20 protein-coding genes are annotated in these 21,194 nt (G+C 71.5%); 9 read left to right on the top strand and 11 right to left on the bottom strand.

The features are described from left to right. Nucleotides 1-14: 14 nt before the first annotated feature. Complete coding sequence (locus ABZY45_RS30340) at nucleotides 15-779, bottom strand: glucose 1-dehydrogenase (RefSeq protein WP_356745073.1); 765 nt, start codon at nucleotides 777-779, stop codon at nucleotides 15-17. A 315-nt stretch (nucleotides 780-1,094) separates the two neighbouring features. On the opposite strand from ABZY45_RS30340, the gene ABZY45_RS30345 reads away from it, so the two are divergent. Together ABZY45_RS30345 and ABZY45_RS30350 are read left to right on the top strand one after the other, a co-directional pair. Then, the gene (locus tag ABZY45_RS30345; protein ID WP_356745075.1) at nucleotides 1,095-2,003 is read left to right on the top strand and encodes a zinc-binding dehydrogenase; all 909 of its coding nucleotides are present in this window, start codon (nucleotides 1,095-1,097) and stop codon (nucleotides 2,001-2,003) included. 39 nt (nucleotides 2,004-2,042) lie between these two features. Beyond that, nucleotides 2,043-3,119, top strand: a complete 1,077-nt coding sequence (locus ABZY45_RS30350) for an acyltransferase family protein (protein ID WP_356745077.1) — start codon at nucleotides 2,043-2,045, stop codon at nucleotides 3,117-3,119. Between the two features lie 135 nt (nucleotides 3,120-3,254). Here ABZY45_RS30350 and ABZY45_RS30355 read toward each other — a convergent pair whose 3' ends face one another. The 4 genes from ABZY45_RS30355 to ABZY45_RS30370 all read right to left on the bottom strand — a co-directional run bounded on the left by ABZY45_RS30355 (nucleotide 3,255) and on the right by ABZY45_RS30370 (nucleotide 6,339). Then, a complete protein-coding gene (locus tag ABZY45_RS30355) occupies nucleotides 3,255-3,563 on the bottom strand; it encodes an SCO5918 family protein (RefSeq protein WP_356745079.1) in 309 nt (102 codons plus the stop codon). 57 nt (nucleotides 3,564-3,620) lie between these two features. After that, nucleotides 3,621-5,183 (bottom strand): DEAD/DEAH box helicase, encoded by a 1,563-nt coding sequence (locus ABZY45_RS30360; protein WP_356745081.1) that lies wholly within the window; start codon nucleotides 5,181-5,183, stop codon nucleotides 3,621-3,623. Between the two features lie 302 nt (nucleotides 5,184-5,485). Beyond that, on the bottom strand, nucleotides 5,486-5,689 hold the full coding sequence (locus tag ABZY45_RS30365) for a cold-shock protein (RefSeq protein WP_014155340.1): 204 nt from the start codon (nucleotides 5,687-5,689) through the stop codon (nucleotides 5,486-5,488). 305 nt (nucleotides 5,690-5,994) lie between these two features. Next, nucleotides 5,995-6,339 carry a MerR family transcriptional regulator gene (locus ABZY45_RS30370; protein ID WP_356745084.1) on the bottom strand — a complete coding sequence of 115 codons (345 nt, stop codon included), beginning with the start codon at nucleotides 6,337-6,339 and terminating at the stop codon, nucleotides 5,995-5,997. Nucleotides 6,340-6,780: 441 nt separating this feature from the next. Here ABZY45_RS30370 and ABZY45_RS30375 point away from each other — a divergent pair, with 441 nt between their 5' ends. After that, complete coding sequence (locus ABZY45_RS30375; RefSeq protein ID WP_356745086.1) at nucleotides 6,781-6,999, top strand: hypothetical protein; 219 nt, start codon at nucleotides 6,781-6,783, stop codon at nucleotides 6,997-6,999. A gap of 37 nt (nucleotides 7,000-7,036) precedes the next feature. Here the strand turns inward: ABZY45_RS30375 and ABZY45_RS30380 are convergent, their stop codons facing one another. The 4 genes from ABZY45_RS30380 to ABZY45_RS30395 all read right to left on the bottom strand — a co-directional run bounded on the left by ABZY45_RS30380 (nucleotide 7,037) and on the right by ABZY45_RS30395 (nucleotide 13,715). Then, a complete protein-coding gene (locus ABZY45_RS30380; RefSeq protein ID WP_356745088.1) occupies nucleotides 7,037-7,450 on the bottom strand; it encodes a hypothetical protein in 414 nt (137 codons plus the stop codon). A gap of 52 nt (nucleotides 7,451-7,502) precedes the next feature. Further along, nucleotides 7,503-9,197: a SpoIIE family protein phosphatase gene (locus tag ABZY45_RS30385; protein WP_356745090.1), complete on the bottom strand. Its 1,695-nt coding sequence runs from the start codon at nucleotides 9,195-9,197 to the stop codon at nucleotides 7,503-7,505. A gap of 137 nt (nucleotides 9,198-9,334) precedes the next feature. Further along, a complete protein-coding gene (locus tag ABZY45_RS30390; protein ID WP_356745092.1) occupies nucleotides 9,335-12,883 on the bottom strand; it encodes a glycosyltransferase in 3,549 nt (1,182 codons plus the stop codon). Nucleotides 12,884-12,980: 97 nt separating this feature from the next. After that, the gene (locus ABZY45_RS30395) at nucleotides 12,981-13,715 is read right to left on the bottom strand and encodes an alpha/beta hydrolase (RefSeq protein WP_356745094.1); all 735 of its coding nucleotides are present in this window, start codon (nucleotides 13,713-13,715) and stop codon (nucleotides 12,981-12,983) included. Nucleotides 13,716-13,873: 158 nt separating this feature from the next. Between ABZY45_RS30395 and ABZY45_RS30400 the strand changes: the two genes are divergently transcribed. From ABZY45_RS30400 to ABZY45_RS30410, 3 genes are all read left to right on the top strand, one after another. Then, nucleotides 13,874-14,359, top strand: a complete 486-nt coding sequence (locus tag ABZY45_RS30400) for a peroxiredoxin (protein WP_356745096.1) — start codon at nucleotides 13,874-13,876, stop codon at nucleotides 14,357-14,359. Between the two features lie 106 nt (nucleotides 14,360-14,465). Next, a complete protein-coding gene (locus ABZY45_RS30405; protein WP_356745098.1) occupies nucleotides 14,466-14,987 on the top strand; it encodes a hypothetical protein in 522 nt (173 codons plus the stop codon). Between the two features lie 83 nt (nucleotides 14,988-15,070). After that, a complete protein-coding gene (locus ABZY45_RS30410) occupies nucleotides 15,071-16,504 on the top strand; it encodes an SPFH domain-containing protein (protein WP_356745100.1) in 1,434 nt (477 codons plus the stop codon). A 33-nt stretch (nucleotides 16,505-16,537) separates the two neighbouring features. Here the strand turns inward: ABZY45_RS30410 and ABZY45_RS30415 are convergent, their stop codons facing one another. Further along, nucleotides 16,538-17,629: a hypothetical protein gene (locus ABZY45_RS30415; protein ID WP_356745102.1), complete on the bottom strand. Its 1,092-nt coding sequence runs from the start codon at nucleotides 17,627-17,629 to the stop codon at nucleotides 16,538-16,540. Nucleotides 17,630-17,817: 188 nt separating this feature from the next. On the opposite strand from ABZY45_RS30415, the gene ABZY45_RS30420 reads away from it, so the two are divergent. Then, nucleotides 17,818-18,585 (top strand): type 1 glutamine amidotransferase, encoded by a 768-nt coding sequence (locus ABZY45_RS30420; RefSeq protein WP_356745104.1) that lies wholly within the window; start codon nucleotides 17,818-17,820, stop codon nucleotides 18,583-18,585. Nucleotides 18,586-18,655: 70 nt separating this feature from the next. Here ABZY45_RS30420 and ABZY45_RS30425 read toward each other — a convergent pair whose 3' ends face one another. Next, nucleotides 18,656-19,219 carry a Uma2 family endonuclease gene (locus tag ABZY45_RS30425; protein ID WP_356745106.1) on the bottom strand — a complete coding sequence of 188 codons (564 nt, stop codon included), beginning with the start codon at nucleotides 19,217-19,219 and terminating at the stop codon, nucleotides 18,656-18,658. A 211-nt stretch (nucleotides 19,220-19,430) separates the two neighbouring features. Between ABZY45_RS30425 and ABZY45_RS30430 the strand changes: the two genes are divergently transcribed. Beyond that, nucleotides 19,431-19,901, top strand: coding sequence for a TrkA C-terminal domain-containing protein (locus ABZY45_RS30430; RefSeq protein ID WP_356745108.1), 471 nt, complete (start codon nucleotides 19,431-19,433; stop codon nucleotides 19,899-19,901). Nucleotides 19,902-19,903: 2 nt separating this feature from the next. Continuing rightward, entirely contained in the window at nucleotides 19,904-21,151 is a 1,248-nt protein-coding gene (locus tag ABZY45_RS30435; protein WP_356745110.1) for a cation:proton antiporter, read from the top strand. The last annotated feature ends 43 nt before the right edge of the window (nucleotides 21,152-21,194 follow it).

Here is a 21,194-nt window from a genome sequence, read left to right on the forward strand (position 1 = left end):
AGGCCCGCCGCGGCTCACTGGTTGATGAAGCCGCCGTCCACCGGGAGGACCGTGCCCGTGAGGAACGGGCTCCGGTCGCTCAGCAACCAGGCAGCCGCGTTGGCGATCTCCTCCGGCTCGGCCGTACGCCCCTGCGGGGTCATGCTGTTGACCATCTCCTCCAGTCCCGGGTTGCGGCCGAACCAGTCGGCCGTGATCTCGCTGCGCGTGGTGCCGGGTGCCACCGCGTTGACCCTGATGCCCTGCTGGGCGTACTCGTCCGCGGCGGCCCTCGTCAGCCCGACGACAGCGTGCTTGGCCGCTATGTAGGGCGCCGCCGCGGGTATGGCGACCAGCCCTCCCACACTGCTGTTGTTCACGATCGCGCCGCCCGACGCGTTCGTCAGCATGGCCGCGATCTCGTGGCGGAGGCAGTTCCACACACCGCGCACATTGGTGTCCATGACGGCGTCGTAGACGTCGTCTCCCATCAGGTGCAGGGGAGTCCGATCGCCGCCGAGCCCCGCGTTGTTGAAGGCCGCGTCCAGACGGCCGTACGTGTCGACCGTGAAGGCCACCGCGCGGGCGGCGTCCTCGGCCACCGTGACATCGCAGACGACGTAGGAGGCTTGTGCCCCCTTCTGGGTCAACTCGTGGGCCAGCGAGGCAAGTCGGTCCTCCCTGCGCGCGGCCAGGACGACCGTCGCACCCTCCTGGGAGAACACCCGCGCCGCAGATGCGCCGATACCGCTGCTCGCCCCGGTGATCAGGACGACTTTGCCGTTCAGGAGATCGCTCATGGGCGCAGTCTGGCAGGCCTCCCCGGCCACGACCACGGCCTTCCCGTACCGCCCGGTCCTGCCCGGAGCGGCCGGGACTCCGGTGCGTGCGGGCCGGCGGACGCTACGGGGCCCGGTGCCCGGTCCGTGCCCCGCAGCCGCGACGCAGAGTCACCCGGAGAACAGACCATTCGTCCTGTTTCTGTCGGTCCTGGTTTCGGCGAGATCCCGAGCCAGGACCGACAGCCCGTTCCGGAACACGACAGCCGTTCCGGAACACGACAACCCGTTCCGGAACACCGGGCGGCCCTGGAAGGCCGCGCGATACCGTGCGGCATGCTCGCTATCCAGTTCGACCATTTCGGTGGTCCCGAAGTCCTCCGCCCCGTCGAGCTGCCCACCCCGGTGGCGGGCCCAGGCGAAGTCCTCCTCACCGTCGAGGCGGCCGGGGTGAACTTCGCGGACACCCACCAGGTCGACGGTTCCTACCTCGACGCCGACGCGCTGCCCTACGTCCCCGGCAGCGAGGTGGTGGGCCGCACCCCCGAGGGCAGGCGGGTCCTGGCCCGCGTCTCCCACGGCTACGCGGAGCAGGTGACCGCCAAGGAGTCCGCCGTCCTGGACATCCCCGAGGAGCTCGACGCCGCACAGGCGCTGGCCCTGATGGTCCAGGGACTGACGGCCTGGCACCTGCTGCGCTCCGCCGCCCGGCTGCGCACCGGGGAGAGCGTCGTGGTGCACTCGGCCGCGGGCGGCGTCGGCAGCCTGGCCGTCCAGCTGGCCAGGGAGTTCGGAGCGGGCCGGGTGCTGGCCCAGGTCTCCACCCCGGCCAAGGAGCGGCTCGTCCTGGACCTCGGGGCGGACGCGGTGGTCAGCTATCCCCTCGCCGACAGGGCGGACGTCGTCCTGGACGGCGTCGGCGGGGAGCTCTTCGACCAGGCGCTGGGGTCGCTCGCCTCCTTCGGCCGGCTCGTGACCTACGGCAACTCCGCCCGCACGGGCTTCACCCCGGTCGACCCGGCCCACCTGAACCGCCTCAACGCCTCCGTCGTCGGATTCTGGCTGCGCCCCACGCTCGCACTCCCGGGGGCGGTCAGCGGGCCCCTCAAGGAGCTCTTCACCCTCGTCGCCGAGGGCCGCCTGCGGCCGGTGACAGGCAGCAGCTATCCGCTCGCCGAGGCCCAAAGGGCCCACGAGGACCTGCTGGCCCGCCGGACGACCGGCAAGGTGATCCTGACCACGTGAGGGGGCTCGGGACCCGGCGGGGCTTTGTAGGGTGACCGGATGCCCTCGCTGACCTCACGCTCCCCGGGTCCCGCCGCCGACGGCGCCGGAGCACCGGCCCCCACGCCCGCCCGGCCGGGCCGTGACCCGTACTTCGACAACGCGAAGTACCTGGCCATCGTGCTCGTGGCGATGGGGCACGCCTGGGAACCGCTGCCCGGCAGTGGTCGCCTGGTCGAGGCGGTGTACACCTTCGTCTACACCTTCCACATGCCGGTCTTCATCCTGATCGCCGGATACTTCTCGCGCGGCTTCGAACTGCGGCAGGACCGGGTGTGGAAGCTCGTCACCAGCCTCGTCGTGCCCTACGTCGTCTTCGAGATCGCCTACACCCTCTTCGAGCGCCTCACCGGAGCCCCCGGCTTCCCGCTGAGCCCGCTCACCCCGTACTGGCTGCTCTGGTTCCTGCCCGCGCTGTTCCTGTGGCGGCTCACCACCCCGTTCTGGCAGACGGTCCGGTGGCCGGTCGCGGTGTCACTGGCCGTCGCGGCCGTGGGGGCGGTGACCAGCAACATCGGGGGCGACCTGCAACTCCAGCGCATCCTGCAGTTCCTGCCGTTCTACGTGCTGGGGCTGCGACTGCGGCCCGAGCACTTCGCGTTCGTACGCCGCCGCGCGGTGCGCATCGCGTCCGTGCCCGTCTGCCTGGTCGCCCTGGCCGCCGCCTACTGGGCGGTGCCGCGCACGACGACCTCGTGGTTCTTCCGCCGGTACGGCGCCGAGCAGCTCGGCTCACCCGCCTGGACGGGCGCCCCTGTGACCCTGCTGCTGTTCGTCTGCGCCCTGGTGCTCAGCGCCTGCTTCCTCGCTTGGGTCCCCGGCCGCAAGCTGTGGATGACGGCGCTCGGCGCGGGCACGCTGTACGGCTACCTGCTGCACGGCTTCGTCATCAAGGGCGCGGTGAAGCTGGACCTCTTCGAGGCGGACGTGCTGTCCACGCCGCCTGGGCGGATCCTGGTGTCGGTCGCCGCCGCTGTCATGGTCACCGCCCTGTGCAGCCCGCCCGTACGGCGGGTGTTCCGGTACGTCGTCGAGCCCCGGCTCGACTGGGCCAGGAGGCCGGGGACGGTGTCCTGACGGAGCTCGTCCGCCGTGCCCTCCCGGGCAGCACCAGCCGGTGACGCCCGTGGCCCGGGGACCGAGGCGTGTTCCACGCACCGCACCCCCGGAGCCGTCGGCTCCGGGGGTGCGGTGTCGCGGTGAGCGCGGAGGTCAGGCGTCGCCGGGCGCGCCGAGGAGCGCGGACGCACTCTCCAGCGGCGTGCGGGGCGCAGCCGGAACGGGCACCTCCGCAGGCCGGCAGGTGAACCCCAGGCGCGTCAGCGCCCGGGTCACCTCGGCGGCGCTGAAGTCGCGGCGGTCCTGCCGGGTGATGACTTCGCCGACCTGCTTGACGGGGTAGAGGCGGCGGCTGATGACCACCGCGTCACCGATGACGGGCTCGGGCTTGATGCCCTTCATCGAGGCTTCCACCTCGTTCTTGAACAGGTCGAAGGGGAAACGGGCGATCACACAGCGCATGGTGCCTCAGCAAGGTCGTGGGAGGTGGCGGAAAGGGCCGGCCCGGGGGCCGGATCGCTACGCGGCCTTGTTGGCCCGGCGCTGGACCGCTGCCGCACGGGCCTGCGGCGTCGCCGTGTTGGCGTTGGAGCGGCGCCCCTGACCGGGACGCGCACCGCGCCTCCCACGGGGGCCCGAGCCACTGCTCTTGCGCTCCGTCACGGGTGCGCTGATCGTGACCGGCACGCCCGAGGGTGCCTGGGCACCGGTGATACGGCTGAGCTCCGCCTCACCGGAGCGCACCTGGGCGACCTGCGGCGTGATCCCGGCGTCGGACATCAGCCGGGTCATCTCGCGGCGCTGGTTGGGCAGCACGAGCGTGACGACACTGCCGGACTCCCCGGCCCGCGCGGTACGCCCGCCGCGGTGCAGGTAGTCCTTGTGGTCGCTGGGCGGGTCCACGTTGACGACGAGGTCGAGGTTGTCGACGTGGATGCCGCGCGCGGCGACGTTCGTGGCGACCAGGACCGTGACGTGGCCGGTCTTGAACCGGTCCAGGGTGCGGGTCCGCTGCGGCTGCGACTTACCGCCGTGCAGCGCCGCCGCCCGCACACCGCTGTTCAGCAGGTGGTCGGTGAGCTTGTCCACGGCGTGCTTGGTGTCCAGGAACATGATCACCCGGCCCTCGCGGGCGGCGATCTCGGTCGTGGTGGCGTACTTGTCGGCGCCCTGGACGTAGAGCACGTGGTGCTCCATCGTCGTCACCGCGCCGGCCGCGGGGTCGACGGAGTGGACCACCGGGTCGTGCAGGTAGCGGCGGACCAGCAGGTCCACGTTGCGGTCCAGGGTCGCCGAGAAGAGCATCCGCTGGCCGTCGGGGCCGACCTGGTCGAGCAGCTCGGTCACCTGGGGCATGAAGCCCATGTCGGCCATCTGGTCGGCCTCGTCCAGGACGGTGATCGCGACCCGGTCGAGCTTGCAGTCGCCGCGCTCGATGAGGTCCTTGAGCCGGCCCGGGGTGGCGACCACGATCTCGGCGCCGCCGCGCAGCGCGCTGGCCTGGCGGCCGATCGACATGCCGCCGACGACCGTCGCCAGCCGCAGCTTGAGCGAGCGGGCGTACGGGGTGAGCGCGTCGGTGACCTGCTGGGCCAGTTCACGGGTGGGGACGAGCACGAGGGCCAGCGGACGGCGTGCGTCGGCACGGTTGCCCGCCGTACGGGCGAGGAGGGCCAGACCGAAGGCGAGCGTCTTGCCCGATCCGGTGCGCCCACGCCCCAGGACGTCCCGTCCGGCGAGCGAGTTCGGCAGGGTGGCCGCCTGGATGGGGAAGGGCACCGTCACGCCCTCGGCACCCAGCGCCGCCAGCAGGGGCGCGGGCATCTCCAGGTCCTCGAAGGCCTCCACGGCGGGGAGGGCGGGGGTGATGGTCACCGGCAGGGCGAATTCACCGGACGGGGCGGAGCGCCGGCCGAAGCCGCCGGAGCGCTTCGGTCCACCTGAGCGGCCCTGCCCACCCGGGGCGCCCGGCCTGCCGGATCCCGCCGAGCGGAATCCGTTGGCGGTGCGACTGCCGTTGGACCCACCGGAGCGGGTCCGGGAAAATCGGTCGTTCGTGCGAGATGTGCGATCGCGGTTCAATGGAGAACCTTTCCCTCGAATGGCACGTGTCGAGGGATTCTTTCCGGGCGGCTGCAGCCATGTACGGCGCCAAGAATCGCAAGAACGAGCCGGTGAAATGTCTGAGAACGAAGCCCGTCCGCCGGATGAACCAGCAGCATTCGGTACTCCATATGACTGCATGAACCGACCACTTCACGGTCGGCGCACCGCGGGAATTACCGCGACGGTGCGACGGCCGTGGTCACGGCCGGGAAAAACACAACGAGCTGGGGCCCGCACCCCAAGGTGCGGGCCCCAGCTGCGTCATACACCTGAGCAGATCAGGCGGGGGTGATGTTCTCCGCCTGCGGGCCCTTCTGGCCCTGCGTGACGTCGAAGTTCACCTTCTGGCCTTCCTGCAGCTCACGGAAGCCCTGGGCGGCGATGTTCGAGTAGTGGGCGAAGACGTCAGCGCCGCCACCCTCCTGCTCGATGAAGCCGAAGCCCTTTTCCGAGTTGAACCACTTCACGGTGCCAGTAGCCATGTCATATCTCCTTCGGGGCGTTGCCCGTGGACCCGCACTGTGCGAGTCCTACGTCGCCGCAAATGATTGCCCCGTCCGGAAGAGACCGGAAATACAAAAGTGCACCCACCGGAGTGAAAACGGCGAGAGCACTTGAAGTTTTGGGAACCACAACTGCAACTGAGATCAACAGTAGCACGATTCGGGCACAGGCGAGCTGTACGCCATATCACTCGCGCGGCGCTCCGTCGCACAAGGCATAAACTCTCATCGCTGATTGCGCGCATTTCTGTGCCGACGGAAACAGATATACACCCGCGCACCGGTCAGGAATCGGCGCCACTCCGGCCGGCCGCGGGCCGTCGCAGCTCCTCGTTGAGGCGCAGGGCCTCTTCGAGCTGATCCTCCAGGATGACGATGCGGCAGGCCGCCTCGATCGGCGTGCCCCCGTCCACCAGCTCGCGGGCCCGGGCCGCGATGCGGAGCTGGTAACGCGAGTAGCGGCGGTGGCCGCCCTCGGAGCGCAGAGGGGTGATCAGGCGGGCTTCACCGATGGCCCTCAGGAAACCCGGCGTGGCACCGATCATCTCCGCGGCTCGCCCCATCGTGTAAGCGGGGTAGTCGTCGTCATCGAGACGGTCCGTGGCGTGCGACGGAAATTCCGGGGGCATCTGCACCTCTTCTGTAGCGCTCCGGACCACCGATATGGCCTGGCTGCACAAGAAACCCTAGGCGTAGGGGTAGGTCATGTCTATTGCCACCGGAACAGGTTTCCCCCGGCCCGGGCGTCCGCCACCCCGCGCACCACGTCGCGCGGGCACCCGCGGAAGCGGTCCGTAGCCGCATGATCACCCCAACAGGGCTGACCGACCGGTCAGTTGTCGGCAGACCTGGGAAGGGTCATACTGCTCCCGGTAGCCCTTCACGCATCCCCCGTCGTGAAGGGCTACTTCATGTGGGCCCCGCATCCACCGGCCCAGCGTCCCAGCCCGTCCCGGACCCGCAGACCGCATGTACCGGCGTCCGGCGGGCGGCCCCGATTGCGATCCCGCACTGGACCCGGTTACGTGGTCCGGGGGGAAGGGTCAGCGACACAACCGGGAGGCAGGCAGATGCCCAGGACACCCTCGAACTCCAAGGCCGGTCTGCTCCTGAGCCTGGGCGGAAGCGCGGTCGCCGTCGTCCGCACCGTGAAGCAGATGCGCAGGTCCAGAGGCACCCAGGACAAGCTGACCGCCCTGAACACCGTGGCGGGACTGGTGCCCCTGGTCACGTCCGCCCTGCTGGTCCTGCGCCGGCTGCGCGGACGCTCCCGCCGACACGCCCGGTGACCTGGCCGGCACGCCCGATGACCTGAGGGCCGCGCTCTCAGAGCGCCCCGGCCGGCGAGCCCGCCCCTGCCCGCCCGCGAAGCCGCTCCAGCACCCGGCCGCGCAGCAGCTCGTACTCCGCGCGGAGCCGCACGATCTCGGCGGGGCGCTCGATCACCACACCCCCGGTCACGATCTCGTGCGCGGCGAACTGCTCGCGCGTCAGGTCGATCTCCACGCCCTCGCCCAGCCGGTTCCACCAGTGGAAGTCGACCCGCTCGCCGTCGACCCGCACCTCGCCCCGGATCAGCTCGCCGCCCAGCAGGTCGTTGACCACGAGCGCGGTGACCCCGCACTGGTCCCGGGCGGGGTTTCCCGGATTCCACCGCGAGCGGTACTCGGGCGTGGTCGTGTCCGCGTCCCAGCTGCTGCGGACGGCGGCTTCGACATCGGTGAGGAGCAGAGGTTCCATGCCGTCGATCCTCGCACCCGCCACTGACAACGGCCTTGGCCGAGGAGGGTGTTCAGCATCCCCGGCTGCGTGAGACGAGTACCGCGATGTCGTCCTCGGCGGTGTCGGCGAAGCGGTCCACGACCTCCTCCAGCAGGTCCTCCAGACGCCCGCTCGCCGGAAGCGTGAGCCCGGCGAGCCGGTGGATCGAGACGTCGATGTCCTCGCCCCTGCGCTCCACCAGACCGTCGGTGTACATGAACAGCACCGTCCCTGGAGCGCACGGCAGCACCGTCGTCACATACCCCCCGAAGCCGGTGCCCAGGGGAGGTCCCACCGGCATCCGCGCCACCCGCGCCGCGGGCGCCCCCGGGTCGATGAAGGCGGGCGGCGGATGACCCGCGCTGGCCACCTCGCAGACGCCCTTCCGCCGGTCGACGACCGCGACCAGACAGGTCGCCGCCCGGTCGAGGCCGGACTGCTCCACGGCCCGGTCCAGCCGCTCCAGGATGCGGTGCGGCGGCTGTTCGTCGTCGGCCATGATGCGGAGCATCGAGCGGTAGTTGCTCATGGCGACGGCGGCCTCCACCCCGTGGCCCATCACGTCGCCCATCACCTTGAGGTGCCGTCCGCCCTTCAGCGGGATGGCGTCGAACCAGTCGCCCCCGACGAGCGCCCCCTCCCCCGCGGGCAGGTAGAGGGACGCGATCTCGATGCCCGCGTTCGGTACGCGCGGCTCGGAGAGCAGCGAGCGCTGGAGCTCCCGGGCGACGCCGTGCTCGTGCGTGTAGCGGTGGGCGTGGTCCACGTCGACGGCGGCGCGGCCCGCGAGCGTCCGGGCGACGACGACGTCCAGTCCTTCCGTGAACGGCGGCGAGTCCCCTGCACGCAGCAGGCTGAGCGCCCCCATCGGGCGCCCGCGCGCGGTGAGGGGCACGACGACGGCGGAGTGGAGTCCCACGGCGCGGTAGGCGGCGGCTCGCTCGGCGCCGGGCGCCGCCCGGGCGAGCTGGTCGTCGCCGGTGAGGTTCACGAGCACCGGCTCGTCGTCGGCAAGGCAGCGGGGCACCGCCGCGTCCTCCTGGTAGTCGATGTCCGCCCCCGGACCGCCGAAACTCTCGATCGCGTCGTAGAGCGCCGGAATCGCCGCCGCCCCACAGCGCTGCAGCCGGATCATTCCGGCCGGCGGCTCCCGCCTGCTGTGTCCGTTCTCCTGCGGGATCATCTCGACGACGGCCGCGTCGGCCATCACGGGCACCACGAACTCCGCGAGCTGCTGGCAGGTGGAGTGCGCGTCCAGCGTCGTACCGATCCGGGCGGCCGCCTTGTCCAGCAGCGACAGATAGCTCTTGGCCCGCCGCAGCTCCTCCCGCTCGTTCTCCGTGGCCGTGACCTCCTGGGCGATCCCGACCAGCCCGCGGATCCGGCCGTTCTCCTCCATGCGGTGGAGGCCGACACGCCAGTACCGCCGCTCGATGAGCGAGTCCACCCAGGTCCGCCCGGCGACGGTGATCTCCCGGGGACGCCCGTCGGCCAGGACCTGGCGCATGACGTCCGTGCGGACGTCCATGTCCGGAAGCACCTCGGAGACGGACTTGCCGAGGTGCGCGGCGGCCGGGACCCCGTTGAGCCGTTCGAGTGCGGGGTTCACGTAGACGTAGCGCAGCTCCGTGTCGAATACCGCCACCCCGGCCGGACTGCTGCTGATCACCGCGGCCAGACCGGACGCGTCGAAGGGCGGCGGGTCGGCGTGCTCTTCGGCCTGCAACGGAGCCTCCGGAGGAATACGTACCCGGCGAGTGCGAGCGGTCCGCACCGCCTGCGGCCGGGCGCCCTGGCTCCTCATCGTCTGCCGCTCCGCCCGGCCCCGCATCTCAGCGCCCGGCCCGGCGGAGTGCGCAGGTGTCAGCCGGTCACCGCAGGGGCGACCCGCGCGTCCGGTACGGCGTCCGCGGTCTGCGCGAGCACGGAGGCCGCGGCGTCCGTCCAGGTCACCTCGCGGGCCAGCACCTCCCGGAGCTCCGCGGCCCGGCGGAACGCGCTGGGCAGGTCGGCCAGGACCATGTCCGTCTTGCGCGCCCAGGCCTCGGCGTCCGCGTCGTCGTCCCCCGACATCGGTACGACCACACGGGCCGCCACCTCGTCGCCGAGCTTCTCCCGCAGCAGCTCGGCCAGCCCGCTCGCCTCACTGATCAGGACCGGGACACCCGCGGTCAGCGCCTCCAGGCCGACCAGGCCGAAGCCCTCGGCCCGTGAGGGCATGAGGACGATGCTCGCCCGCCCCATGTCCTCCGCCAGTCGCGTCCGGTCCGCCGAGTAGACCCGCACCACGACCTCCAGCCGGGAGTTGTCGGCCCAGCCCTCGATCGCCTTCCGCTGATCGTCCGCCCCGGTCCTGGGCACCCCCCGCACCACCAGGCCGATCCGGCTGAGCCGTTCCCTGTCGCGCCAGGCGGCGACCTTTCCGCAGGCACGGGCCGCCAGGTCCAGCCCCTTCAGGTGGTGGTCCTCCATGCGCCCGACGACGAGCACCTTCAGGGGGGAGCCGGCGGGAGGCGTCCGCGGGGTGCCGTCCGCGACGTCGAAGCCCGGATCGAGGCGCAGCGGCGCCTTCTCCAGCTCGCCGAGGAAGCGCTCGTACAGGTGGGGGCCCACCGTGACCACGCGATACGCGTCCCTGCCGAGCCGCCGCTCGGTCTCCGTACGGTCCTCGGCGGCCAGCGCCATCTCGGTGGCACCGCCGGGCTTGAGCCACTCGATCTCGTCCGGTGCCATGTGGATGAAGTGCAGACGCCGGGCGTCCTCGAAGAAGTGGTTCACCAGCAGCGCCGCCGCCTGTCCGGTGATGCGGCTGTGCCCGATCACCAGGTCCACGGAGGTGCCGGCCGGCAGCTTCGGCCGCATGGTCAGCCGCACGTCGTCGCCGACGTCACCGGCGCCGGGCGCCACGAGGAGGTTGACGCCGCTCTCGCGCGCGGCGGTCAGCTCGGCGTCCGAGGCGCTCAGCACCACGCAGTGAACGACCGCGCCCGCAGCCGCCAGGGCCGTGCACAGGTCGCGGTTGAAGGTGCTGAGCCCGCCGTGGGCCGACCACCACTCGGTCGCGACCACCAGGACGACCTTCGGCCCACGCACCACAGGGGCGACGGCAGCGGCCCGGTCCCCGGTGACCGCGGGAGCGGAGGCGCCCTGCGGTTCGGAGGCGGTGGGGGCGACGGCGTCGGGCCCCGGTCCCGCCCCGCCGGGCGCACCGGCTCCCGCGTCGTCCGGCACCGGGGCGATGCTCCGGACGAGCTCGGCCGCCCGGTCGATCGCCGCGAGCAGATCGACCCCGGCCTCCTCCGGGAAGTCGATGCCCCCGCTCCCCGGGCGAAGCTGTGGCATCAGGAGATAGCCGACCCTGGCCTCGGGCACGGCGAGCGGCGCGACGTCCGCCGCCGCCAGGCCCAGCATCTCGGCTGCGGCCTGCCAGTTCTCGTTCATCAGGTGTGCCATGGCGGCGTTGTACCTGCTCAGCGCCCTGGCGGTCGGGTCCTCCGCCAGCTCGACCGCATGCCCGGCCCAGGTGAGGGCGGCGTCCGGCTCGCCGCTGGTCAGGGAGAGGTACAGCAGGTTGTTGGCAGCCTGCCCGGACCGCTCCAGCGCGAAGGCCTCGCCCAGCAGCTCCAGCGCCCCGGCGCGGTCCCCGCGCTCGTACGCCGTGTACGCGGCGGTCACGTAGTTCTCCGCGAGATCCGCGCGCAGCGGGCCGGTGGCCTTGCGCAGCCACGCCGTCAGCTCGTCCCAGCGCCTGACCGGCACCCTGACCCGGTCGATCCGCAGCTCGCCGCCGAGTGCGGCGACCCGCTCCGCCGCGGCCAGGAACGCCTCGTCCCGCGACAGGTCGTAGTCGGCGGCGTCCGGCGAGTAGAGCCAGCGGTCGGCCGTGTACTCGCCGTACACACAGGTCACCGTGGTGAGGTCGAGGGCGGCGGGGCGTCCGGCCTTGAGGATGGCCTGGTGCAGGAACTGCACGGTCGACGGGATGGGGTTCGTGTCGCTCGCCGTCAGGCCCTCCAGCGCCAGGAGCGCCCCGTCCACGTCCTCCTGGCTCATCCCCGGGCAGCAGGTGGACAGTCTGCGTACCTCGCCACCCGCCAGCTCGCTGAGCAGGCAGGAGAGCCTCATCGTCAGCAGCCCGGCGGTCTCACGCCTGCCCAGGAGCGGAGAATGCGGCTCGCGGTCGACCCGGCCGACGGTCCACAGCCGTACGTAGATCTCGTCGAAGAGATCCGGCCCCTCCTCGAAACGGACGGTCTCGGAGTCGGCCAGGACACCCGCCGCGATCAGCTCGGCCCGGCACTCGACGAGCTCCTCGCGGGTGACCGACCCGCCGCCCAGCACGCTGTACGCGAACCAGATGTCGTCCAGGGTCGCGCGGTCCAGCGCCCAGCACAGCACGTTGAAGGCCCTGAGCCGCTCGGGCGACATCTCGCGGACCGCCCGGATGAGGGCGCGGTCGCGGACGTCCCGGTTGCTCTCCATGCGGGAGCGCACCGCCTCCAGCATGTCCGGTGTCAGCGCCATGGTGGAGGCGGCGCCGGTCTGCCAGCGGGCGAACATCTCGTGGCAGTAGAGCTGGATCTCGTACGGATTGCCGTCCGTGAGCCGTACGAGTTCGTGTGCGGTCTCCCGGAGTCCTTCGGAGAGCAGCCGCAGAAGGCCCAGGTGGAGCAGGGGCTGGAACACGCAGGCGGCGATGTCCGACGGCTCCTCGAAGCGCTCGACCTTGATCTCCGTGAACTGGCGGAGCAGCGGTGAGTACACCTCGTCGATCGTGCTGAGCAGGCTCTGCGTGCCGGCGAGCACGAAGACGAAGCCGTCGAGCCGGGTGCCGAGCGAGCGCAGGACGGAGAGGACCTCCTGCTCCCCCGCGATCAGCTGGGCCTCGTCGATGAGCAGGGCGATGGGCCGGCCGAGGGACTTCACGAAGTGCGCGAGGTCCAGCCGCAGCGGGGTCTCCGGCACCACACCGAGCGGTCCGGCCAGGGCGAGCGCCTCGGGGAACTGGAGCGGGCACCCGGGCTCCGGGGCCGCCCCCGCGAACATCCTGCGTATCAGGGCGCCGGAGAGGGGCACGGGGTCCGTGAGCACGCCCTCGGCCATGACGGCCTCCGCGACCTCTTCGTACACCTTGCGGAAGAACGCCGAGGGGGAGGCGTGGCCGGGGACCAGGTCCACCCGGACGGGCAACAGGCCTCGCTCCCGGGCGAGATGTTCGGTGCGGTTGAGGAGGCTCGTCTTGCCGGACGCACGCTGTCCGTGCACGGCGATGTGGATGGACGCCCGGTCGAGGCCCGCCTGGCCCAGCTCGTAGTCGATGGTGGCCAGTTCGGCGGTGCGGCCGACGAACAGCGCGGCATTGCGGACGGGGTTCCGGTAGTCGTACGGGTTGGGCACTTGGGATTTGTCCACGGGCTCCCCCTCACCTCGCCGACCATGCTACGCGCAGCCGCCGACACCGTAACGGGCCCGGCTCCGGCCGGACTTGGGCCTCGAAGTCGCCGTGTCCTCACTCCTGGGGCTCCCGGCGCGCGGCTCTGCCGCCCGGTCGGGCGGGCAGGCCGGCCAGGGCTATCGTGCCGTCGGCCGCGCGTGCGTCGGCCGGCAGCTCCAGGGCGGTGGCGACGCGGTCGGGAACCGGTCCCTGGCCCAGCAGGCCCCGGACGAGGGTGGCGGCCAGGTGGTGCCAGACACCGGCCCGGCGGATCATCGCGTGGTCGCTTCCCGGGATCGTCACCAGGCAGGTACGGGCACCCGCGCGGCGGGCCCTGGCGGTGAGCGACTGGGACGCCAGGGGGCTGGTCACCCGGTCCTGGGTGCTGTGCAGCAGCACGACGTCCCGCCCCGACAGCTGCGTCACCGGGTCCCCGGGCGGGCACCAGGGGGCCAGGCCCACCACCGCGCGCACGAGCGGGTGCCCGGCGGCGTGAAGAGCGGCGCGGGCGCCCATGGAGTGCCCGACCAGCACCACGGGCACGTCCCCCGCCTCGTGCCGCAGGTCGTCCAGTACCCGTAAGGCGTCGTGCAGGGGGTCCTCGCGGGGGCCGTTCCAGCCGCGGTGGGTGTAACGGACCCTCTGCACACGCACCTCGGAGTCGTCGCGCACCGCACGGGACACCGCGCGCGAGACGGGCAGCATCCGCAGGCCCGGCAGATTGAGAGGTCCGGGCGCGGGAGCGGCGAGGCCCGTCTCGTAGCCGCCGTGGAGGACGAGCACTGCTGCCGACGGCGGTCTTGCGGTCACACGTGTACCTCCGGTTCGGAGTGCGGGGCAGCTGCCCCGCACACCCCATGTTCGGTCCCGGACGGCGTAGGGATGGGCCGAACGTGTCGATGCGTGGAAAGTGCCGTTCACTGTACGAGGCACGACTCCATCCGTACGCGACCCAAGGAGGCGCTCCCATGGCGTCAGGACCCCAGATCGGCTCGCCCGCACCGGACTTCACGCTCCCCGGCGGCATACTCACCGACGGCACCTTCGACCGGGGCGACTACACCCTTTCCGCCGCGCGCGGCCGCAGCGTCGTCCTCGCCTTCTACCCGGGCGACAACACGACTGTCTGCACCAAGCAGCTCTGCTCCTACTCCTCGGGCTTCGAGACCTTCGAGGGGCTCGACGCCGAGGTCTGGGGAATCAGTCCACAGGGTGTGGACAGTCATGAGTCCTTCGCCCTGGGGCACGGCCTGCGCATGCCGCTCCTGGCCGACACGGGACGCGAGACCGCCCGGGCCTACGGGGTCACCGCCCCCGGCATCGGCGTACGCCGTTCGGTCTTCCTGATCGGGCCGGACGGTGTGCTGCGCTGGAAGCACGTCGCCCTGCTCGGTGCCACGTTCCAGTCGCTCGACACGCTCGCCGAGCAGCTCTCCGGCATCAAGTCGGCCTAGAAACTGCCGGACTCCGGCAGTACCCGTGGCGGGCACCGTATGGGACCATTCAGCCAGTTCGACGGAAACATCTCGGGGGAATTGCGAACGCTGGGGGAGTGATCGCGTGACCGTCCTTCTCGGTCTCGGCATTGCGGGAATCGTGCTGCTGATCCTCTCCCTGATCTTCGACGGAATCCTCGAAGGGCTGCTCGGTGACGCGCTGGGCGGGTTGCTGAACGGTTTCTTCGACGGCCTGCTCTCCCTGCCCGTCATCGCCGGCTTCCTGTCGATGCTCGGCTTCGGCGGCGCGATCGTCCTCGGCACCACGGACGCGGGCACCCCGGTGGCCGTCGTCGCTGGGGCCGGGGCGGGGATCGTCGCTGCCTGGCTGACCTGGAAGTTCAGCCAGGCACTGATGCGGGATCAGACCACGGCCACACCGCGCGGCGAGGACCTCGTCGGCACCTCGGGATCCGTCGTCACGCCGATCCCGGCCGACGGTTACGGCGAGGTCCTGCTGCGACTCGCGGGCCAGACCGTGAAGTTCGCCGCGAAGAGCGCCGTTCCGGTCGAGCGCGGCGCCGAGGTCTGGGTCGAGGCCACTCTCTCGACGACCTCGGTCACGGTCCGCCCCGTCGAGCGCTGACCACCACCGAGCCACACGTCTGTGCGATACCCGTACAGCCGAACAGCTGCCGTCCCGTCGGGAGGGCAGGGGGGACACCTCTCATGAGTCCAGTAGTGATCGCCATCATCGGCATCGTCGTCCTCGTCGTGCTCCTGGCCCTCGCCGTGATCACGCGTTACAAGGTCGCGGGCCCCAGCCAGGCCTTCATCATCACCGGCCGCCGCGGCAAGAAGTCCGTCGATCCGGTGACCGGGCGCACCAGCATCGACAACAGCGGCCAGAAGGTCGTCGTCGGCGGCGGTGTGTTCGTCGTGCCGTTCGTACAGCAGAAGTTCACCCTGGACCTCTCCAGCCGGCACATCCCCGTCGCGGTCCGCGGAGCCGTCACCCTGCGCGGTGTGAAGTCGAACCTCGAAGGCGTCGCGATCGTCAAGGTCGGCGGCAGCGAGGACGCCATCCGCGCGGCGGCCCAGCGCTTCCTCCAGCAGCAGAACGGCATCGTCGGTTTCACCCAGGAGGTGCTCTCCGGCGCCCTCCGCGCCATCGTCGGGCGCATGTCCGTGGAGGACATCATCCGCGACCGGGCCGCCTTCGCGGGGCAGGTCGCCGAGGAGGCCGAGGCCAGCCTCTCCGGGCAGGGCCTCATCCTGGACGCCTTCCAGATCCAGGACATCACGACCGAGGGCTCCTACCTGGAGGACCTGGGCCGCCCCGAGGCCGCACGCGCCAAGCAGGAGGCCGACATCGCGGAGGCCATCGCCCGGCGCGCCTCCGAGCAGGCCCGGCTGAAGGCGGCCGAGGAGATCGCCATCGCCGAACGGACGTTCTACCTCAAGCAGGCCGAGATCAAGGCCGAGACCGAGGCGGCGGCCGCCAAGGCCAACGCCGCGGGGCCGCTCGCCGAGGCGGCCCGCCAGCAGGAGGTCCTCGCCGAGCAGGAGAAGGTCGCCCAGCGCCAGGCGGCCCTGACCGACCGCGAGCTCGACACCAAGGTCCGCAAGCCCGCCGACGCCGCCCGCTACCGCGCGGAGCAGGAGGCCGAGGCCCGCCGTATCGCCCAGGTCAAGGAGGCCGAGGCGGACGCCGAGCGCTCCCGTCTGACCGGTCAGGGCGAGAAGCTCCACCGCTCGGCCCTCGCCGACGCCGTACGCATCGAGGGTGAGGCCGAGGCCGCCGCGATCGCCGCGAAGGGTGCCGCCGAGGCCGAGGCCATGCACAAGAAGGCCGACGCCTTCGACCGGTACGGCGACGCGGCCGTCCTCCAGATGCTGGTGGAGGTGCTGCCCCAGGTCGTCGCCAAGGCATCCGAGCCGCTGAGCGCCATCGACAAGCTGACCGTCATCTCGACGGACGGCGCCACCCAGCTGTCCCGCACGGTCACGGACAACGTCACCCAGGGCATCGAACTCCTCAACTCCACCACGGGCGTCGACCTGGCGGCGCTGCTCCGCAGCCTCCAGGCCAGGTCGGGCGCCACCGCACCCGCCGTGCCCTCACCCGCCGCGAACGGCGAGAAGATCGAGATCAGGGACTGACCCCGCCCGCCCCTGTGCCCGGCCGGTCGCGGTTCACCGGCCGGGCACGGTCGCGTCCGGCACCGTCTCGGCCTCGGCCGCCTGAACGGCCGCGAATCTCTCCCGCCAGGGGATCTGGGCGTACGGATCGGAGTCGTCGGCCGCCTGGGCGGCGGCCTCCGCGGCGAGCTGCGCGGCCCGGGCCTCGGACCACGCCGCCCACGCGGCCTCCCGCCTGCACGGCCCGCACCGCGTCTCGCCGTCCTCGCCCTCCTCGCCGGGTTCCGGGCGGAAGACGTGTTCGTCCCCCGGCCCGGTACAGACCCTCAACGGAGCTGTGGGACGGACGGCTTCGGGCTGCTGCCGCTGCTGCGGAAGCGCGGGTACGGCCGCCCCTTCCCGGGCAGGCAGGCCGGACGGGCCCTCGGGAAGTTTCTGCACCAGCCTGTGCCGCAGGAACCCGATGGCGGACCGCACTCCGCCCACCGGCAGGTCGCTGGTCAGCACCCTGCGCATCTCGGCGGCCGTGACCCCGTGCCGCAGCCACACCACGGCCAGCCGCACCAGCTTGCGGGCCTCCGCCACACCCAGGTGCAGCGACCGGTGCACATGTCGCAGCGACAGGAGCACCCGCTCCGCCTCGGCCGCGTGCGGCCCGTCCGTCAGCTCATCGGCCTGCGGGGCAGGTTCGGTGGGTGGGTGGGGAGAGTTCTTCTCCCGTTCTTCATCAACCGGTTCATAGCCACCGACGACGCGAGCCTCCGGCTGACCGACCGTCGGAATCCGCTCACCCGGAGAACCCCCGACCGGCACCGCGCACCCTTCCCGGGCCGCCAGCGCCTCCTCCGGGCCGAGCACCACATTCGCGAGGAGCTGCTCGGTCGTCCAGAATCCCCGCCCGCCCTGCCGGCGCCACTCGTACAGATAACCGTGCACGACCAGCAACTTCTTGGCCTTCTGATAGGCCCGCCCGGTGATCCCGAGGGCTCGCGCGTGCTCACTGAGTGCCACATCGCGCCGGTCTTCGGGGAGCCCTTGCACATACAGAAGGAGGATCTTCGCGTCACTGCTCAGACGCTGAGTGCGGACCAATTCGTTCGCGGCCTTCGTGTAGCCACGAGAGGGCGCGATAGCATGCCAGAGCATCCCGGTTGACTCCTTCGAAGTCACTGGCGGTGAAGGTCCTCGGGCTGTGCTGCTACACACGTCCGGGGACCGCGCCATGTGCGCGTGCACACAGCGTGATGACGCGATCACGCTACCGCAGCCGAACCCCGGTACCTGACCTACGGCGTGACGTTCACACCAGGGAGTGACGGGGGCATATTCCAGACATGGACGACGGGCAGGAGCAGCCCATGAGCGTCACCGGCACGACGGACGCAGCGCTGGTGGTCCAGCACCAGCCCGAAGGCGGGCTGGGCCGGTGGGCGGAGTGGCTGGCGGAACGGGGGGTGACGCCCCGCGTGGTCCGCGCGCACGCGGGCGAACCCGTCCCGGACCGGCTGGAACACGCAGCCCTCATCGTCCTCGGCGGCGCCTACCTGCCCGACGACGACGTCAACGCGCCCTGGCTGCCCGCGACTCGGAAGCTCGTACGCCAGGCCCTCGCCGAGGAGACACCGATGTTCGGCATCTGTCTCGGCGGCCAAATGCTCGCCCAGGTCGCCGGGGGCGAGGTGCGCGGGAACCACGGGACGCCCGAGTTCGGCAGCACCCGGCTCAGCCTGCGCCCCGAAGCCGCCACGGACCCGGTGTTCCAGGGCCTGCCCGCGCACCCCGCGGCCATCGCGAACCACGTCGACGCCATCACCGCGCTCCCTGTCGGCGCCCACTGGCTGGTCCGCAGCGAACACTGCCCGTACCAGGGCTTCCGCGTCGGTTCCGCGGCGTGGGGTGTGCAGTTCCACCCCGAGACGACGGCCGAGCGCATCCTCGGCTGGAACCGCGACCGGCTGGACCGACACGGCGCACCCGCCCCGGAGACGCTGCACGCTCTGGCCCTGCGGGACGAACCGGCGGCCACCGGCACCTGGCGCACCGTCGCCCACCGCTTCGCCGACGTGGTGACCGCGACGGCCGGCCGCGCGGGCCTGCGGTAGCGCGGAGGCACCGGCGCCCGATCGGGTCCGCCTTCCCGCACCGGGGGCCCTGACACCGCCGGAGGCGTCGTCAGGCGGACGGCAGGTCGCTCGTGTCGATGTCCACCTCGAACGGGGCGGGCAGGCGCACCACCGCGCCGAAGGGATGCGGTCCGTCGACGCGGGTGTATCCCAGCCGGCCCGGCTCGGAGAACAGCGTCACGCTGCCCTCCATCCGGTCGACGAGGAGGTACAGAGGCGCCCCGTACTCCGCGTATCGACGGCGCTTCACCACCCGGTCGGTCTCCGCGTTCGACTCCGAGGTGACCTCCACGACCAGCAGAGTCTGTTCCGGGAGCAGCGCGCCCCCGCCCTTCGCGAGCGCCTCCGGCACAACGGCGATGTCCGGGACGTACCAGTTGGACGAGCCCGGCAGGTCGAGGTTGCCTGAGCCCTCGACACAGCCCAGCTCATCGACCCGGCCCTCGATCTGACGGCGAACGAGTCTGGCGGCACGCTCGTGGTCCCAGGTCGGTGACACCGGCTCGATGATCCCCTCGATGATCTGGACGCGATCGCCACGCACATGTTGTACGGCGAACTTGAGGGCACGCTCGGCATCGACGCCCTGGCTGTAGTCAGGCGCGCTCGTCATGGGCTCCGCTCCCGTCCGGGTCCACGGTGTGGCTGTTCCCACATCATGCCCGTCCGGTACCGCCCCTGACGCCATCCGTCGCCGGTGTGAGCCCGTCCCGTCGTCCCCGCGCTGCCGGACTGCCGGATCCGGCCTCCGGTTAGGGTAATGAGCGGATAAAGAGTTGATCAAAAGCGTCGCCCTGCCGCCGCGCGTGCCTCCGGAGGAAGCCATGGGAACCCACCGCACATCGCTGCCAGGAGTCGGCGTGCAGTACGACTACACCACCGAGTCGGGGCAGCACATCTCCGTGGTCGTGCACCACGACGGGCGGAGGTTTCTCGGGTTCTACGAGAAGGACGACCCAGATTCATGCGTACTCTCCGTGCCCCTGACGACCGCCGAGGCCACCGGGCTCGCGCACCTCATAGACGCGGCGCCGATCGACGCGGTGCGGACCGAGGGGATCGACCTGGTCACCGAGCACATTCCGCTCGGCACCCGGTCTCCGTACGGCGGCCGGCTGCTCGGGGACACCCGGGCACGGACACGGACGGGCGCCTCGATCGTGGCAGTGCTGCGCACGCACAGCGCGCATCCGTCGCCCGGGCCGGACTTCCGGCTGGCCATCGGGGACACGCTCGTCGTCGTAGGTACGCGTGAGGGCGTCGACACGCTCTCCGAGATCATCGCGGAGGGCTGATCGTGCACGACACGACCGCACTGCTGGTGGAGCTGGGCTCCGTCATCCTCGGGCTCGGCATCATCGGAAGATTCGCCGGGCGAATAGGGCTCTCGCCGATCCCCCTCTATCTGCTGGCCGGGCTCGCCTTCGGTGAGGGCGGGCTGCTGCCGCTCGGCGCCAGCGAGGAGTTCACCGCCATCGGGGCGGAGATCGGCGTCATCCTGCTGCTGCTCCTGCTCGGGCTGGAGTACAGCGCCTCGGAGCTCGTCACCAGTCTCAAGACGCAGTATCCGTCCGGAGTCGTCGACTTCGTCCTCAACGCGACACCGGGCGCAGCCGCCGGTCTGATGCTCGGCTGGGGGCCCGTGGGGGCCGTCGCGCTGGCGGGGGTCACCTGGATCTCGTCGTCCGGTGTGATCGCCAAGGTGATGACCGACATGGGACGGCTCGGCAATCGCGAGACGCCCGTCATCCTCGGCGTCCTCGTCATCGAGGACCTCGCGATGGCCGTCTATCTGCCGCTGCTCACCGCGATGCTGGCCGGGGTCGGTCTGGCCGGCGGCAGCATCGCACTCCTGATCGCGCTCGGGACCGTGGGCTTCGTGCTCTACCTGGCGCTGCGTCACGGGCGGCTCATCAGCCGTGCCGTGTCGTCCGACAACCCGGAGATGCTGCTGCTCGTCGTGCTGGGGCTCACCGTCCTGGTGGCGGGAATCGCCCAGCAGCTCCAGGTGTCCGCGGCCGTCGGCGCGTTCCTCGTGGGTATCGCGCTCTCCGGTGAGGTGGCCGAGGGCGCACGCAAGCTGCTGACGCCGCTGCGGGACCTGTTCGCGGCCGTGTTCTTCGTGTTCTTCGGACTGTCGACCGACCCGGCCGAGATCCCTCCGGTGCTGCTTCCCGCGGCACTGCTGGCGATCGTCACGGTCTTCACGAAGATCGGCACCGGATGGTACGCCTCGCGCCGTGCGGGCATCGGCCCGCGGGGCCGCTGGCGCGCGGGCGGCACCCTGGTGGCGCGCGGGGAGTTCTCGATCGTCATCGCCGGGCTCGCCGTGGCGACGGAACCCCGTATCGGGCCCATCGCGACCGCCTACGTACTGATCCTCGTGATCGCCGGGCCGCTCACCGCCCGGTGGACGGAGCCGGTCGCCTCCAGGCTCCAGGCCGCACTGGCCGCCAGGCGGAAGAAGCCCGTTGCGGTGGCCGAGGGGCCGATGCCGTCGCACGACGACCTCACCCCGGAGCACGCCGGGCGCGACTCCGACTGACGGGGCGCGCCGGGGCGCGAGTCCGGCTGACGGGGCGCCGGGC

Origin of the sequence: Streptomyces sp. NPDC006516 (genome assembly GCF_040611875.1) — a bacterium.
GTDB lineage: Bacteria > Actinomycetota > Actinomycetes > Streptomycetales > Streptomycetaceae > Streptomyces.

Excerpts from the sequence above, each read along its gene's own strand:
- ABZY45_RS30340 (WP_356745073.1), bottom strand. The coding sequence starts at position 779 with ATGAGCGATCTCCTGAACGGCAAAGTCGTCCTGATCACCGGGGCGAGC.
- ABZY45_RS30345 (WP_356745075.1), top strand. The coding sequence starts at position 1,095 with ATGCTCGCTATCCAGTTCGACCATTTCGGTGGTCCCGAAGTCCTCCGC.
- ABZY45_RS30350 (WP_356745077.1), top strand. The coding sequence starts at position 2,043 with ATGCCCTCGCTGACCTCACGCTCCCCGGGTCCCGCCGCCGACGGCGCC.
- ABZY45_RS30355 (WP_356745079.1), bottom strand. The coding sequence starts at position 3,563 with ATGCGCTGTGTGATCGCCCGTTTCCCCTTCGACCTGTTCAAGAACGAG.
- ABZY45_RS30365 (WP_014155340.1), bottom strand. The coding sequence starts at position 5,689 with ATGGCTACTGGCACCGTGAAGTGGTTCAACTCGGAAAAGGGCTTCGGC.
- ABZY45_RS30370 (WP_356745084.1), bottom strand. The coding sequence starts at position 6,339 with ATGCCCCCGGAATTTCCGTCGCACGCCACGGACCGTCTCGATGACGAC.
- ABZY45_RS30375 (WP_356745086.1), top strand. The coding sequence starts at position 6,781 with ATGCCCAGGACACCCTCGAACTCCAAGGCCGGTCTGCTCCTGAGCCTG.
- ABZY45_RS30380 (WP_356745088.1), bottom strand. The coding sequence starts at position 7,450 with ATGGAACCTCTGCTCCTCACCGATGTCGAAGCCGCCGTCCGCAGCAGC.
- ABZY45_RS30400 (WP_356745096.1), top strand. The coding sequence starts at position 13,874 with ATGGCGTCAGGACCCCAGATCGGCTCGCCCGCACCGGACTTCACGCTC.
- ABZY45_RS30410 (WP_356745100.1), top strand. The coding sequence starts at position 15,071 with ATGAGTCCAGTAGTGATCGCCATCATCGGCATCGTCGTCCTCGTCGTG.
- ABZY45_RS30415 (WP_356745102.1), bottom strand. The coding sequence starts at position 17,629 with ATGCTCTGGCATGCTATCGCGCCCTCTCGTGGCTACACGAAGGCCGCG.
- ABZY45_RS30420 (WP_356745104.1), top strand. The coding sequence starts at position 17,818 with ATGGACGACGGGCAGGAGCAGCCCATGAGCGTCACCGGCACGACGGAC.
- ABZY45_RS30425 (WP_356745106.1), bottom strand. The coding sequence starts at position 19,219 with ATGACGAGCGCGCCTGACTACAGCCAGGGCGTCGATGCCGAGCGTGCC.
- ABZY45_RS30430 (WP_356745108.1), top strand. The coding sequence starts at position 19,431 with ATGGGAACCCACCGCACATCGCTGCCAGGAGTCGGCGTGCAGTACGAC.